The sequence below is a fragment of the uncultured Caballeronia sp. genome (genome assembly GCF_964243625.1).
Classification (GTDB): domain Bacteria; phylum Pseudomonadota; class Gammaproteobacteria; order Burkholderiales; family Burkholderiaceae; genus Caballeronia.
In genome coordinates this window covers 1-15197 of the sequence record NZ_CAXTGZ010000095.1, presented here as the reverse complement: position 1 = coordinate 15197, position 15197 = coordinate 1, and the positions used below count along the sequence as shown (strand labels likewise).

General features: G+C 61.7%; 13 protein-coding genes. 7 read left to right on the top strand and 6 right to left on the bottom strand.

Annotated features, from left to right (window positions below):
- Nucleotides 1-606 (bottom strand): substrate-binding domain-containing protein (locus ACFFAR_RS09085; protein ID WP_375507788.1); only part of this gene is annotated, 606 nt, incomplete at its 3' end.
- 557 nt (nucleotides 607-1163) lie between these two features.
- Between ACFFAR_RS09085 and ACFFAR_RS09080 the strand changes: the two genes are divergently transcribed.
- From ACFFAR_RS09080 to ACFFAR_RS09060, 5 genes are all read left to right on the top strand, one after another.
- The gene (locus ACFFAR_RS09080; RefSeq protein ID WP_174365185.1) at nucleotides 1164-1571 is read left to right on the top strand and encodes a peptidase; all 408 of its coding nucleotides are present in this window, start codon (nucleotides 1164-1166) and stop codon (nucleotides 1569-1571) included.
- Between the two features lie 133 nt (nucleotides 1572-1704).
- Entirely contained in the window at nucleotides 1705-2397 is a 693-nt protein-coding gene (locus tag ACFFAR_RS09075; RefSeq protein WP_062001283.1) for a response regulator transcription factor, read from the top strand.
- A 6-nt stretch (nucleotides 2398-2403) separates the two neighbouring features.
- Nucleotides 2404-3768, top strand: a complete 1365-nt coding sequence (locus ACFFAR_RS09070; protein WP_375507787.1) for a FecR domain-containing protein — start codon at nucleotides 2404-2406, stop codon at nucleotides 3766-3768.
- Nucleotides 3769-3775: 7 nt separating this feature from the next.
- Nucleotides 3776-6145 (top strand): CHASE2 domain-containing protein, encoded by a 2370-nt coding sequence (locus ACFFAR_RS09065; RefSeq protein WP_174363522.1) that lies wholly within the window; start codon nucleotides 3776-3778, stop codon nucleotides 6143-6145.
- 14 nt (nucleotides 6146-6159) lie between these two features.
- Entirely contained in the window at nucleotides 6160-6705 is a 546-nt protein-coding gene (locus ACFFAR_RS09060; protein ID WP_174363521.1) for a DUF4136 domain-containing protein, read from the top strand.
- Nucleotides 6706-6711: 6 nt separating this feature from the next.
- Here the strand turns inward: ACFFAR_RS09060 and ACFFAR_RS09055 are convergent, their stop codons facing one another.
- Both ACFFAR_RS09055 and ACFFAR_RS09050 read right to left on the bottom strand, forming a co-directional pair.
- The gene (locus ACFFAR_RS09055) at nucleotides 6712-8028 is read right to left on the bottom strand and encodes an MFS transporter (RefSeq protein WP_174363520.1); all 1317 of its coding nucleotides are present in this window, start codon (nucleotides 8026-8028) and stop codon (nucleotides 6712-6714) included.
- Nucleotides 8029-8079: 51 nt separating this feature from the next.
- Nucleotides 8080-9261: an amidohydrolase gene (locus ACFFAR_RS09050; RefSeq protein WP_174363519.1), complete on the bottom strand. Its 1182-nt coding sequence runs from the start codon at nucleotides 9259-9261 to the stop codon at nucleotides 8080-8082.
- A 146-nt stretch (nucleotides 9262-9407) separates the two neighbouring features.
- Here ACFFAR_RS09050 and ACFFAR_RS09045 point away from each other — a divergent pair, with 146 nt between their 5' ends.
- The gene (locus tag ACFFAR_RS09045) at nucleotides 9408-10313 is read left to right on the top strand and encodes a LysR substrate-binding domain-containing protein (protein ID WP_174363518.1); all 906 of its coding nucleotides are present in this window, start codon (nucleotides 9408-9410) and stop codon (nucleotides 10311-10313) included.
- Here the strand turns inward: ACFFAR_RS09045 and ACFFAR_RS09040 are convergent.
- A complete protein-coding gene (locus tag ACFFAR_RS09040; protein ID WP_375507786.1) occupies nucleotides 10306-10941 on the bottom strand; it encodes a hypothetical protein in 636 nt (211 codons plus the stop codon). The two genes, ACFFAR_RS09045 and ACFFAR_RS09040, sit on opposite strands and share 8 nt — an antisense overlap.
- Before the next feature lie 287 nt (nucleotides 10942-11228).
- Here ACFFAR_RS09040 and ACFFAR_RS09035 point away from each other — a divergent pair, with 287 nt between their 5' ends.
- Complete coding sequence (locus tag ACFFAR_RS09035; RefSeq protein ID WP_375507785.1) at nucleotides 11229-12377, top strand: CaiB/BaiF CoA transferase family protein; 1149 nt, start codon at nucleotides 11229-11231, stop codon at nucleotides 12375-12377.
- Nucleotides 12378-12395: 18 nt separating this feature from the next.
- Here the strand turns inward: ACFFAR_RS09035 and ACFFAR_RS09030 are convergent, their stop codons facing one another.
- Together ACFFAR_RS09030 and ACFFAR_RS09025 are read right to left on the bottom strand one after the other, a co-directional pair.
- Nucleotides 12396-13499 carry a hypothetical protein gene (locus ACFFAR_RS09030; protein ID WP_375507784.1) on the bottom strand — a complete coding sequence of 368 codons (1104 nt, stop codon included), beginning with the start codon at nucleotides 13497-13499 and terminating at the stop codon, nucleotides 12396-12398.
- Between the two features lie 299 nt (nucleotides 13500-13798).
- A partial coding sequence (locus ACFFAR_RS09025; RefSeq protein WP_375507783.1) for a sensor histidine kinase occupies nucleotides 13799-15197 on the bottom strand: 1399 nt, incomplete at its 5' end.

The window sequence follows — 15197 nt, the reverse complement described above, 5'->3', positions numbered from 1 at the left end:
GCCCGGCACGGGCAACAACTCGCTCACTTGCTGGAAGCCAATTTCATAGTCGCCTGTCGCGACCACCGACGCCACCGGAATCTTCGGCACCATGGTCGCTTTCGGACGGACCTGATCCTCTATCCCAAGGCGCTTGAACAACTCGTTCTGTACGTACACGCCGCTTGCGCTATCGGAGTAGGCGACGGACTTCGCGTGCAGCAGCGTTGCCTTCAATGCGTCAATCGTGCCGATGTCCGGCTTCGGCGCGCCCGCGCGCACCACCATGCCGATTGCCGAATCGGCGAGTTCGACGCGGGAACCGGGGATCACCTTGCCTTGCTTGATCAGATCGTCAAGCGCGTAGCCGACCATGATGACGACATCAGCGGGTTCACCCCGGGCGAGGCGGTTCGGGATCGCTTCGGGCGCTTTGCCCATCGACGGGCCGAGCGCCGTGTCGAGCGTATTGCCGCTTGCCGCGCTGAATTGCGGGCCGAGGATCTTGTAGGCGGCGGTGAAGCCGCCCGAGCTCATCACATGCAGCTCGGCGGCCTGGCCAACGGTCGCGGCCGTTGCAGCGGCGATGAATGTGTACGCGGACAGCTTCAGCAAGAACGATTTCATGGAAGTCATTGGCGGTTGAGAAGGCCGCGAAAGTTTAATCGCCACGAGCCGGCAGGTCGCTAGGGAACAGCCCGGAAGGGCCCGTATTGAACCAAGGCTTCAGCTCAGGCTGAGCTTTCGCACAAACTGTTAAATAGTGAAAACTCTGCATAAACAGAGACTGAACAGCGGTAGAGTGGTGCATCGAAAACAGCACTCGCACTTCAGGTTGCGTTTTCGGAGAACCGTTTAATCCAGCGTGTGGAAAACCACTCCACGGCGCGATCAAAACGTAAGCTCGAGGGCATCGGTGAAAAACAAAAGTCTTTACCAGGGTAATCATGCGTCGAGCATTATCGATGCCGAAATAACGCATATACGGGCCGTGATGTTTCGCTGTGTCCGATCGAATGCCGACGGCGCGATTTTTCACGCCAAATACTGGCAAAACCGCTTGATTACGTTACGGGATTCCGGCTTGAGCCGTTTGCAACGCGACGCGGTGCAATCGCTTTTAAGCGGTTTGAGGGAACAGATTTAACGAAGGGGTTTGAGAATATAAGGCCGGGGGGCTAGTCATGTTGAGTAAGTCCATTGGACGTCCAGTTGCATTGCAGTCGCCAATCCGGCCGGGGCAGGCCGCCAAGGGTTTGCGCCGGCTGACGCTGGACCCTGAGATGGACCGCCACGCGCGAGCGGCAATCGAGGCGTACGCAGACTCCTGCGCGGACGAAACGCCCTGGCTCGCAGATATCCTGCGCAAAAGACTCGACGCGTTGAGTCGTTCGGTGGAGCGCGTCGGGGATCAATTCGACGGAGTGCATAACGATCAGGACGGACCCATTCAGCTCACGCATTGCGAACACACGGCACGGCGGCTGATAACGTTTGCACGCATGTGTGCAAACGCGCGAGAAGATTATTCCGCCGCCGCGTGGGACCACGTAATGAAAAGCATCGACAGAATGCTGATTCAAATGCGGTAGATAGCCATCGATAAGTATAATAAAAGCAAAAGCCCGCTTAAAACGGGCGATAAAAAAGATCACGCGTAATCAGCAAGAAAAAGCAAACGGTAAGCAAAGAGACCGTCTGGATAATTCAACGGGGAATCAGGCAATGCGGATATGCGTGTTGGACGACGACCTGAGTCAGACGGCGTATGTGGCTCAGACGCTGAGCTCGGCGGGTCACGATTGCCAGGTATTCACGGACGGAAAGAGCCTGATCCATGAACTCAGGCGCCAGCCGTTCGACCTGCTGCTGCTCGACTGGAACATGCCGGAGATGCCGGGCGACATCGTGCTGAATTGGGTCCGGCAAAATCTGACTACGAATCTGCCGGTTCTGTTTCTGACAAGCCGCAGCGTGGAAGCGGACATTGTCCAGATGCTCAATGCGGGCGCGGACGACTACGTTTTGAAGCCCGTCTCGCCGCCTGTGCTGCTCGCGCGCGTGGAGGCGCTCCTGCGCCGGATCTATGCGCAGAAGCAAAAAGACGCGCCGCACGAGACCTACGGCATCTACAGGTTCGACATCGCCGCGCAACTTGCTGCGGTGAACGGCGAGCCTGTCACGCTGACGCAAAAGGAATTCGAGCTGGCGCTGCTGCTTTTTCGCAACCTGTCGCGGCCATTGTCGCGCACGCATATTCGCGAGTCGGTGTGGCGGCAGGACGTCGACATTCCGTCGCGCACCATCGATACACACGTGTCGCAGATCCGCTCCAAGCTGGTGTTGCGGCCTCAAAACGGATACCGCATCACGCCGATCTATAGCTACGGCTATCGGCTTGAGAAAGTAGGGGAATGAATCGTCGTGAATGGGTTTAGTCAAACCGGGCGCGTGGCTCTGATCACGGCGATCGTCTTTTGCGTGCAGCCCGCGCACGCGAAACGCGTGCCGCCGCCCGACACCACGCCCTATGTGGTGAAGTCGGACGATTCGCTCTACACGCTCGCGTATCAGTACATGCAAAGCCCCGACGACTGGCGTCTCTTGCGCGAGCTGAACCATGTTGCGAATCCGCGCCGTTTGCAGATCGACTCGCGTCTTGCCATGCCGACCGCAAGGCTCAAGCAGAAGTCGCTGACGGCGCGCGTGGTCGCGGTGCGTGGAGGCGTGGAGAAAAGCACGGCGCCGGGCTTGCCGTTCATTCCTGTCAACGCTGGCGCGTTGCTTCATGAAGGTGACGAAGTGCGCACGGGCCGCGATGCGTTTTTATCGATGACACTGCCCGATGGGTCACATATCGTGCTGCCCTCGAGCAGCAGGATCCAGATCGCGCGCTTGCGCACGACGCTCCTCACGGGCGCGGTCGAACGCCGGTTCGACCTCAAGCAAGGCGAAGTCACTACCGACGTCACGCCGCTCAGGAACCCGCGCGATTCGTTCCGGGTCACGTCGCCGTCCGTGGTCGCGGGTGTGCGCGGCACGCGGTTTCGCGTGAACTACCTGGAGGAGCAGGACGCGACAACGGTCGAGGTGCTCGCGGGAAAGATCGGCGTGGACAGTTCGCCTGATGGTTCGGCCGCGCCGCAGCCCGTCCCGGGCCATGCCGAGACGCTGGTGGCGGCCGGCTATGGCAATGTCACGCGTACGGGCGCGATTGCGGGAACACCCGTCGCGCTGCTGAGCGCGCCGGGGATCGTCGAGCCTGACAAATTGCAGCGCTTCGAGCAGGTCGAATTCGACCTGACACCCGTCAATGGCGCGAGCGCTTATCGCACGGAAATCGCCACTGATGCCGGTTTCCTCGACCTCCTGCGCGACCAGCGTTCGAGCAGCCTGCGCGTCGCCTTCGACGACATCCCCGACGGCAATTACTTCGTGCGCGTGAGCGCGACAGACGGGCAGGGCATTGACGGCCTGCCGCAAGTGTTCACCTTCATCCGCCATGTCGACACCACCAACCCCAGCGCCGTTCCGACCGGAAGCGGCGGGTACGCGTTCCGCTGGCACGTGGACAGCGAGGCGCCTGGTATGCGGTATCGATTCATTTTGTCGAGGAACGTCGACCTCAGCGCACCGCTCATCGATCTGCTCGATGTCACCGGCGGCGAAATGTCGGTCGCGCATCTCGCGCCGGGCAAGTACTACTGGACCATCGTGGTCGATGTCTTCCAGAACGGCCGGCTGCTTTCGGTGCCGGGCGAAATTCGCTCGTTCACGCAAACCCGGTAGGTGACGCATGCCGTGGCGGTTTCCTTTTAGCGAGCGACGGGACCGGGGTCCGTCGATAGGCAGGCGCTTCCTGTTCGAGTGGACGCTGATAGGCGCGATCGGGATTGCCGCCGTGGTGTACGGCGTCGTCGGTCCGCTGACAGAACGCGCAAGCTTCCTGGTCTACGATCAGCTGCTGCTGCATTCGACGCATCGGATGGCATCGGACATAGTGATCGTTGCCATCGACGACGAAAGCATCGCCGAACTCGGGCGCTGGCCATGGCCGCGCGACACACATGCGGCGTTGCTCGAGCAGATCGCCAAAGCGAAGCCGCGCGCTGTAGCGTACGACGTGCTGTTCACGGAGTCATCGCCGGGCGACGCCGCATTTGCCACCGCGATGAAAAGCGTGCCCACATATCTGCCGTTGCTGGTCGATCGCCAGCCGCTCAACCAGAATGCGCCTGCGGCCGTGGAGCCCGTTCCCGTTCTGCGCGATGCAGCCGCGGGCATAGGACATATCGATCTCGATGTGGACCGCGACGGTATCGCACGCAGTGTCTCGCTGTTCGAGGGCAACGGGCGCGACTGGTGGCCAGGATTGATGGTGCCGGTGTACCACGCGCTGCGCGGCCCGCATGCGCCATTACCCGGCACGCAAGGAAAAGACGCCGCATCCGCCGGCGACCTCCGGCGTGCACATCGAATGCTGATTCCGTTTTCGCGTGAGTCGGCAGAGTATCCGCGTGTATCGTTCGTATCCGCGATGCTCGGCCAGGTGCCGCCGGAATTTTTCACGGGCAAGGTCGTGCTTGTCGGCGCGACGGCCGCAGGATTGCGTGACCGTTTCGCCACACCGGTATCCGGCGCGCTCGGCGAGTTGCCCGGCGTCGATATCCACGCGACGATCCTCGACGCGCTTCTCGAAGGCCGCGCCGTCGTACCCGTCGATAACCCGACGGGCGTCTGGACGAGTATCGTGCCTGTCCTCTTGCTGCTGGGCGGCTTGCTGGTGATGTCGCCGTTCCAGTCGCTGATCCTGACCGCAGGGCTTGCGGCTGCAAGTCTGATTGCGAGCGCCGCGCTGATGTATGTGCGTTCGCGTTGGCTATCGCCGGTTCCCGCGCTCGGCGGTCTCGCGCTGATCTATCTGCTATGGAGCTGGCGGCGGCTCGAAGTCGCCATGTCCTATCTCGGCCAGGAGCTGCGCCTCCTCGCCGCCGAACCCAACCTGCTGCCCGGCGCCGATAAAAAACCGCACCGCGCGGCCGGCGATATGCTCGAACGGCTTATCGGACTCACGCGCGAAGCCGTGCAGCGTCAGCGCAACATGCGGCAATTCATCTGGGACAGCCTGAACAGTTTGCCGGAGCCCATCGTGGTTTGCGATCACGCCGGCCGCATCCTGATGGTCAACGATCCCGCGCGCCTTCAACTCGGCCCGATGCGTTACACCGACATGTCCATCATGGATGTCTTCAGCACATTCCACTTCGTGCGCCTCGTCGATGAAACCACCCGCGACATTTCATGGCCCGCTGTTCTCGATCCACGCGTAGCCGCACACGCGGACGTGATGACACGCGGCATCGAGGTACGCGATCTCCACGGCCGTGACCACATGCTCCGTTACGCGCCTTGCACAACCAACACGGGCGACGCGCCGGGATGGATCGCGAGCTGGGTCGATATCACCGCGCTGCACGCGTCCGAGCGTCAGCGCGACGACATGCTGCATCTCCTGTCACACGACATGCGCTCGCCGCAGGCATCCATCCTGGCGCTGCTTGAAACCGAGCGGCCGCATCTCTATTCGCAGCGCGCGGTTGATCTGACGGAACGCGTTGAACGTTACGCGCGCCGGTCGCTCGCTCTCGCCGATGACTTCGTGCAACTCGCGCGCGCCGAGTCGCAGCATTACCAGCTCGAGCCTTTGAACCTTCATGAGCTTGCAATCGATGCCAGCGACGAAATCTGGCCGCAAGCCAGCGCAAAACAAATCGATGTCCGATGCGAGTCGCAAGGGGAGCACTTCTGGGTGCTGGCCGACCGTTCCTTGATGACGCGCGCGCTGATCAACCTGCTGAGCAATGCCGTCAAGTTCAGCCCGCCCGCGACGCGCGTGGATTGCATCATCAGCGCGACGGCGGATACGGTGGTCTGCGTGGTCCGCGATCAGGGTTATGGCATCGCGATCGAGCAACAGGCGCATCTCTTCGAGCGCTTTCGCCGCTTTCATGCCGATGGCCAGCCGGCAAGCGACGGGACCGGTCTCGGCATGGCGTTCGTCAAGACCGTGGTGAGCCGCCATGCCGGTGATATCGCGATCGAAAGCGCGCTGAACGCGGGAACCGTCGTGACGATCACGTTGCGTGCGCACGCCGTCGAGCAATAAGAGAGGGATATGAAGTGAAACTACGATCAATGTGTGCCGCCGTGCTTCTTCTTGCACTGCTGAGTGCCTGCGCGAGTGAGCAACCGGTTCGCATCAGCGCGTATCGCGATGGCGCGTTCTCGACGAGCGGCGTCAGGACTTACGCGCTGGATAAAACGCAAGCCGGCGTGGATGACTCTGCCGCCCGATCGCTCAGTGAAGCGCTCGCCGCCCGAGGTCTGCAACCCGCATCCGCGAGTCAGGCGGATTACCTGATCAAGCTCGGCTACGCGACCCGCCCGCAAAACGTCCGCGTCCAGGCCACGTGTTCGACCGCGCCGGAAGAAGCGTGCGATGACATCCAGGCACCCAGCGGCTTCTTTGAACGAAAGCGCTATTTGCATGCGTTGACGGTCCAGTTCATCGGAAGCAAGACCGGGGCGACCGTGTATCAGGTGAGCGTCACGCACGCCGACCGCGATCCGGCCGGGAACGCCGCATTACCCGCACTGATGAAATGCGCGTTCAATGGTTTTCCGCTCCAAAACGCCGAGCGGCGTGAACTTGCGGGCTGCGACTGACGGTGCCTACTCATCCAGCGCCTTGTGCGACGTTTCGTCCATGCATGCAACCGCTATCAGCCCGAGCGCGCCGCAGCCGATCACATACCACGCCGGCGCCAGCACGCTGCCGGTCACGATGATCAGCGACGTCACGAAGAACTGCGCGAAGCCGCCGAAGATCGCAACACCGACGCTATACACCACGGCGCCGCCGGTCGCGCGAACGGCGCGCGGAAAGAGCTCGCCGAGCATGGCTCCAACGCCGCCGATGTTGATCGCATGCACCGAAGAGAGCAGTGCCACCACGATGATCAGGGTGCTGGTCGCCGGCCACGTGTTCAATGCGACAAAAGCGGGATATATTGCGAGCATCAGGATCACGCGCGTCACCTGTGCAAGCGGCTTGCGCCCGAAGCGGTCAGTCAGATAACCACCGACGGGCGCAAGCACGAAAATGATCGCGCCCGACAAACATCCCGACAGCATCGCGGTTGCCGGGGGCAGGCCGAGCGTCTTCACGCCGTAGATCGATAGATAAAAAACGATGATGAAATGCGCTGCCGTCCCGGCGATCGTCAGGCCGAGCCCGCTCAGCAGTGCGCGCCGATGATTGCCAATGACATCGATTAAAGGAAGTGTTGGCGCCTTCGGCATCGGCGTTCGAGGCGGTTCTTCTTCGAGCGTGCGACGCAGCCACCAGCCGACCGGCACGATCAACGTACCGATAACAAACGGCACGCGCCATCCCCAATTTTCAAGTTGCGCGGACGTGAGGCTCGTCGTCAGCGCGACGCCCGTCAGCGCGCCGGCGAGTGCGGCAAGTCCCTGGCTCGCGAACTGCCACGATGCATAGAAGCCGCGCCGGTTCGGCGGCGCCTGCTCGATCAGCAACGTAGTCGACGCCCCGACTTCACCGCCCGCCGAAAAGCCCTGGATCAGCCGTGCGATCACCAGGATCAACGGACCGGCAACGCCGGCTTGCGCATAGGTCGGCGCGACTGCGATCATCGCCGTGCCCAGGGCCATGAGCCCGAGCGTCAGGATCATCGCCTTCTTGCGGCCCGCGCGATCAGCATAAATGCCAATCAGCAATCCGCCGACCGGCCGCGTGAAGAAACCGACACCGAAGCTCGCGACCGCGAGGAGCAACTGTCCGACCGGGTCCTGCACTGGAAAGAAGAGCTTGCCAATCACGAGGGCGAAGAATCCGTAGACAGTGAAGTCGTAGAACTCCAGCGCATTGCCCACGGCCGCCGCAGCGACGAGCCGCGCACGGCTTTGCTTGCGCACCGGAACCACGCCCGTTGCCACGTTGATATCGCGTATTGAAGGGATGCCCATGATTTTTCTCGATGCGCGGTACTTGGGGAGTATTTGGAGGCGTTCAGTCACTCAATCAGCGAGATACGCTTCGGCCAGCCGCACCCAATAACTCGCGCCGAGCGCCAGGATGTCGTCGTTGAAGTCGTAGCCCGGGTTATGGACCATGCAACTGCCTTTGCCTTCGATTCCGTTGCCAATCCAGGCATACGAACCCGGCACGACTTGCAGCATGTAGGCGAAATCCTCGCTGCCCATCAACGGCCTTGCGTTCGTGTCGACGCGTTGCGCGCCGAGCAGTTTCGTGGCGACATCGGCGGAAAATGCCGTGGGGTCCGCGTGATTGAAAAGCACCGGATAACCCCATTCGTAATCGATGTCCGCCTCGACTCCGAACGCCGCCCCCTGCGCGTGGACGAGCGTGGTAATGCGCTCGCGCAAGAGCGCGCGCACGGCGGGGTCGAGCGCGCGAATGGAAAGTTTCATCTCGGCGGTTTGCGGGATGACGTTGAAGGTATCGCCGGCCTTCACACTGCCCACCGAGATCACCGCGGACTTCTGCGAATCGACTTCCCGCGCAACAATGCTCTGCAAGGCCAGGATGATCGCGCCCACCGCCGGCATGGGATCGCGCGAAAGATGCGGAAGCGCGCCGTGTCCACCGAGGCCGCGCAACACGATAGTCGCCCGGTCCGCCGATGCCATCGCAGGTCCGGTGCAGAAACTCATGCAACCTGTTTCGAAGCCCGGCATGTTGTGCAGGCCGAAGATGGCATCGCAGGGAAAGCGCTCGAAAAGGCCGTCTTCCATCATCACGCGTGCGCCGCCGTAGCTTTCCTCGGCGGGCTGGAAAATCACCGTGAGCGTGCCCGAGAACTGGCGGCTTTCCGCCAGGTAGCGCGCGGCGCACAGCAGCATGGCGGTATGGCCGTCGTGGCCGCACGCGTGCATGGTTTTCGGCACGGCGCTCGTGTAGGGCAGCCCCGTCGCTTCCTCGATAGGCAATGCATCCATGTCCGCACGCAGGCCGATGCGCTTCGTGCCACCGCCATGCTTGAGCACGCCGACCACGCCCGTTTTGCCGACACCAGGCGTCACCTCATACCCCCACTGCTCGAGCAAACTGGCAACGAGATCCCCGGTCGCCCGTTCCTCGAATGCGAGTTCCGGATGCGCGTGAATTTTCCTGCGCACCGCGATGAACTCCGGCGCAATGGCGGCAATGCCGGGAACGACGGGATCGACTGACAGCATGACATGCTCCTCGAAGGCGGGTGACTAATGGCGGTCAAGCATATAAAGTCCGGGAGCAAAACAGAAGACAGCTAATTAAATTTGCGACTACTTTGGGTTGTCGGTAGAAACCCATATCTGTCGTTTGATATTTGAGACGGACGTCGATGAAATACCATCAATTGCGAGCATTCCTGACGGTCGCGGAACAGGGCAGCATTCGGGCGGCGGCGCGCAGCCTGCATCTCTCGCAAGCTGCATTGACCAAGGCGCTGAAGGAACTGGAGCAGGACCTCGGCGTGCCGCTGGTCTTGCGAACGGCGCGTGGCGTGCAACTCACGGCGTTCGGGCAGCAATTGAGGATTCGTGGGCAGATGGTGACAAGCGAGATGCGCCGCGCTGAAGACGATATCGCGCACATGAAAGGCGAGCTGTCCGGAAGCGTTGCCGCGGCCATTACGCCGAGCGCGGCGTTATCGATTCTGCCGAAAGCGTTTCGTGCTTTCCGCGAGAAGATGCCGGATGCGCGGGTGAGTTTTATCGAGGGATTTCCGGGCGTGGCGTTGCCGCGTTTGCGCGACGGTTCGCTGGATTTCGTCGTGGCCGTCGTCAACCCGGAACGGCTCGGGCCGGAGTTCGATTACATCGAGTTGTATGAGAGCCCATCGGTGATCGTCGCGCGCCAAGGTCATCCGCTCGCGCGGTGCACGACGCTTGCCGGACTTGTCGATGCCGAATGGCTGCTCAATCCATCGCCCGAAAGCTCGACGCGCGAGCTGCTCGATTATTTTGCCGGCAGTGGCTTGCCGGAGCCGAAGAGGGTGATCGAATGTCCGAGCTTTGTGATTGCGCACGGTTTGCTGCGCGGCTCGGACACCGTCGCGGCGTTGCCCGCACCGCTACTCGATCATCCGTGGGTCGGCGATGGACTCGCGGTGCTGCCCATATCGGATTTGCCGCCGGCTATTGCGATTGGGTTGGTGACGCGCCGCGATAGTCCGCTGACGCCGGCGGCGTCCCTGCTGGTTGAGTGCCTGCTGGACGTGGTTGCGTCACGCGGCGCGCTTATTTGACAAGATGCAGCCCCTTCGCCAGCACGACCCCCTTCTCGCGATTGACCAGCCAGACATCGCCGACATTCGCATGCAGCATCGCGGTGCGCGTGGTGATGTCGGTGGGTTCCTCGTTGGTCGGATCGCTATGCTCGACGGTCTCGGTCAGGTAAGGCGGCACCACGCGGCAGATCAGCACGAGCGCGAGATCGCCGTCGCCCGCCGCTTCGAAAGCCGCTTCCGATAACCCGAACCGCCCGCGCACGCTGGTCTTGTTGTGTTTGCCCGTGGTGGTATCGAGTTCGATCACGTCGACGTTCTGGATATACCCCTTCGCCTTCGCTTCCGCCGCAACGACCAGTTTCCGCCCGCGCGGTCCCATGATGGTCTTTTTCAGCACGATGGCGTCCGGATGATCGCTGTCGGAGAGGTCCACATCGACGGTCATGACGTGGATCTTCGAGCGATACCTGATGCCATACGGCGCCGGCACCACGAATGCGAGATCGCGGCTCAGCTTTGCATCGGTCACGTCGGGATCGTGGAGCGTCCTGGGCAGCGCCGTTCCGACCAGATCTTCCACCCGATGAGCGAACGTGCGCGCCTTTCCGGGCGTGAGCTTGCGCACAAGCGCGTCCCTGACGGCCACGGGATCATCGCCGGCGAAATTCGGCGTGATGTTGAGTGCCGCAGCCGGCGCGGGGGGGCCGCTAGCGGCTTGTTGAGCCCAAGCACCAGCCGATAAACACAAAAGCACGCATGCTGCGCAAAGGCTTGCGTGCCTGATTGGCTGAAGACGCATTGGCAGACTCCGATTGTTTGACCGCTCGAGGTGTAGAGTTTATTGGATTGATGCGCTTCCTCATGTACTTTGCGCCAAGGATAATCCGATATGAAATCGCTAGTCATTTACGTGCCGCTCCCGGAGCGCGGAATATGAGCGGACCGCTGAAGGGAATTCGCATTGTCGAGATGGTCGGGCTCGGTCCGTGTCCGTTCGCCGCAATGATGCTCGCCGACATGGGCGCTGAAGTGATCCGCATCGACCGCAAGCCCACGGACGGTCCGACGCCCTATCCCATGCAAGGCACCCGTTTCGACGTGATGGCGCGCGGACGCCGTTCGCTTGCGCTGGACCTGAAAGCGCCGGAGGCGCGCGACCTGGCGCTGCATCTCATCGACCAGGCCGATGGGTTGATAGAAGGCTTTCGTCCCGGCGTGATGGAGCGGCTCGGACTTGGGCCGGACGTCTGTCTCGCGCGCAATCCCAGGCTTGTTTATGGCCGCGTGACCGGCTGGGGCCAGGACGGACCGCTTGCGAACGCGGCCGGGCACGACCTGAACTACATTGCGATGAGCGGCATGCTGCACGAGATCGGCCACGGCGACGCGCCTCCGGTGCCGCCGCTCAATCTCGTGGGCGACTTTGGCGGCGGCGGCATGATGCTCGCGTTCGGCGTGGTGTGCGCGCTGCTGGAAGCGCGCGGCTCGGGCAAGGGGCAGGTGATCGATGCCGCCATGGTCGAAGGCTCGGCGCTCCTCGGGGCGATGATCTACGGCTACAAGGCGTTTGGCGCATGGACGGGAGAACGCGGCTCGGCCATGCTCGCCGGCGGCGCGCATTTCTACAACACGTATGCGTGTGCGGACGGGAAGTTTGTATCGGTGGGATCGATCGAGCCGCAGTTTTACGCGTTGCTACTCAAGCTGTGCAATATCCACGATCCCGCCTTCGACAACCACATGGACCGCAGCAGATGGCCGGAGCTGAAAACGAAGATCGCGGCCATCTTCGCAACGAAACCACGGCAAGCGTGGTGCGATCTGATGGAAGGGACGGATGTGTGTTTCGCGCCTGTCCTGGATATGGACGAAGCGCCGTCGCACGCGCATAACCGGGCGCGCGAGACATTCATAGAAGTCGATGGGGTGACGCAACCGGCACCGGCGCCGCGCTTCAGCCGGACCGCGCCGCAGGTGAATGCGGGGCCGGCGAGTGCCGGGCAGCACAGCGAAGAGATTCTTCGCGACTGGGGAGTGCAGGCGCAGACGATCGACGGGTTGCGGCGGAAGAACATCATCTAGTCGCCACGAAGCTGCGCCTTACTCCACCACCGCCTCTTCAACCACCTTCCGCCGCCCCACGACCGACTCGAAGAACTGCTCATAGCGCCGGCGGCATGCGCGCCAGCCGAATTCATCGGTGGCGAGGGAGTTGGCCGAACTCGATGCTGCTGCTGGCCACGTCTCGCTGATCGAGCGCACGATGCCCGGAAGCTCGCTGACGTCATCGAAGAGATGAACGTTGTCGAACTTGCCGGCTGCCCATTTCATGAAGGGCGTCGAGCGCGAGATCACTAGCGGCACGCGTCCGATCGCTTCGAAAAACGCGCCGCTCACCAGCATGGAGTCGGCTGCGTGCGGCAGGATGATCACATCCGTATTCACCACGTTTTGCGCGAACTCGGCGTCCGAGAGGAACTTGGCATCGAGATTCACGGTGCCGCGCAGCGAACGCCGGTCAAGGATCTCGTTGAGCGTCGCGAGATACGCCTCGGTGCCCAGACCCGCGATCTGCAGATTGCATTCGCTTGGCCAGTTCTCCAGCACGGCGTCGATCTGTTTGTACGGGCGGATTACGCCAAGCAGCGAGAACAAGGGTTTGCCGCTTTCTTTCTTCGGCACGGTAGGCGGCTGACCCGGCGAATCCCAGTAAAGAGGATGGGGCAAGTACGTGGCCTTGTATTTGTCCTCGAAGTTCGGCGCGTGAACCACACGGAAATCGGCGAGACCGCGAATGAACGACATCACACGGCTGGCGAGGCGCCGGTTGAAGCCGGTTGTATCGTGGACTATATGGTCGTGCACGAAGTACACCGTCTTCGCTCTGGCAATTGTGATCAGCGCGCAATAGAAAGCGAAAAGCAGGCTGCCTGAAATACTGAACTGAGCACGGCCTTTCTCGCGCTTGAACGGCCGATACTCAAGCCAGTGAAACACCAGGACGTTCTCGGGTTTGAATAACTGAACGAATCCGCCCCGCAGCAAGCCCTTTACGGAAAGGGGCATGACGTCGTAACCCATCTCGGTGAAGAGACTTTTCTGAATCTCGATATAGCGGTTGGTGTAATTCGTGAAAGGACACATTAGAATCTTTGTCCGCGACTCACCTGATGGCTTGCTTTCCTGGGTGCTGATCTCTGTCATGGGCACGTATCCGGCTGGACTGATTCAAAGGGGATTGTCGTGAGCAGACGCTGAACGGTAAGGCTCACCGCCCGGGCTGCAGACCGGTAAAACAATCTTCTTGGGAATGCGCAACGGCGACGCAACGGTGTGTTCGGTTTAGCTTAACACCCGGAAAATCCGCGTGCTGTATCGATTTGTATGTCTGATTAATTCGGGGAATGAGTGGCCGATTATGGTGGCCGATTATGTTGAGTGATTCATTGAGGCCGTAATTCTGGATAAGGCGCTTCTGCTGAAGCGCCTTGTTAAAATCGTGCTCAGCCTGGCGCGAATTTCACCACGATCCGGCTATAAGGCACGTCCCGGTCGACCGTCACCGAGCCTATGCCCTTGCCGGCATATGTCGTCACGAGCCGCATGCCAAGCCCCGTGCCCTGCGGTTTCGGAAAGTCGTTCGGAAAACCGTCGCCTTCGTCTTCGACCGCGAGCAGCAGCGCGTCGTTTGCGCGCTCCAGCTTGACGCGCACCTTGCCGCGGCCGTACTTGAGCGCATTGGTTACGAGTTCTGCGGTGACAAGCCCAAGCGGGGCGAGCCGTGCGGCCGGCAGCACGATGGATTCGCCTTCCAGCGTAACCTCGCGCCCTGCAGCCAGGTCAGCCAGGTCCGAGGTCAGTCCGCGCAGGTAACTTGTTGCGTCCGTGGCTTCGGCGCCGTCGTCCTGATAAAGCCGGTGATGCACGGAGCCGACCGTTCGCACACGCGTGGCGGCGGCCTGCAGATGCACGGCGACGGATTTGTCGCCGGCTAGATTCGCCTGCAGCGCGAGCAGCGTCTGCACGAGCTGCAGGCTGTTGCGCACGCGGTGATGCACTTCCTTCATCATCAGCGCGGAGTTGCCCAACTGGATTTCCTGGCTTGATACCAGCGCGGCAAGCTTCTCCTCGTTTTCGTGCCGCTCGGTCACGTCGCGCATGGTAAGCACGACGCGTTTGACCTGGTCGTCGGGGTCGCGAATCGGCGCCACCGATACATCCCACCAGCGCGCATCGCCGGCGCAGGTCGGGCAGGGGCCTTCGAAGCGCGTGGGGTCTCCATTCACCGCCGTCTCCAGCGCGTGCAGGACCTTGGTCCGCTGATCTTCGGGCCACAAGTCGATGCAATGCATCCCGCCAATCTCAGCGAAGTCATCGATTTTCAGCGCGGTGAGTCCGTTGTCGTTCATGAACTCGATCCCGCCCTCGACCGACAACACCTGAATGCAATCGACGCTCGCGTTCAGCACGCTGGTGGAGAAGAGCTCGTTGGCGTCTGTCTGCGATTCCGCCATGAGGCGTTCGCGGCTCATCGAGATGACGTTCGCGATGCCTTCCAGGAAAACGATATCGGTCTCGCTGAAGTCTTCGTCGTCGGAACTGTCGGCTTCCAGCACGCCGTAGGTTTCCGGGATGCCGCGAATGGGCACGTTGATCGCGCGCTTGATGCCGTGGCGCGTCAGCAATTCGGGCGTGCGGAACCGGTGTTCGGCGCCGAGGTGATTCGACAACACCGGCTGTCCGCTCGTGAATGCGTGGCCTGCGGGGCTGGCGTCGTCGGCGCCGAGTTCTGTCGTGCCGATATCCGCCGGGTCCCAGCCCACGCCTGCTTCCAGCACGAAGGTCTGGCTTTCCGGCTGATAGCGCAGCACTTTGACAAAGCGAGAATGCAATCCCGCCGAT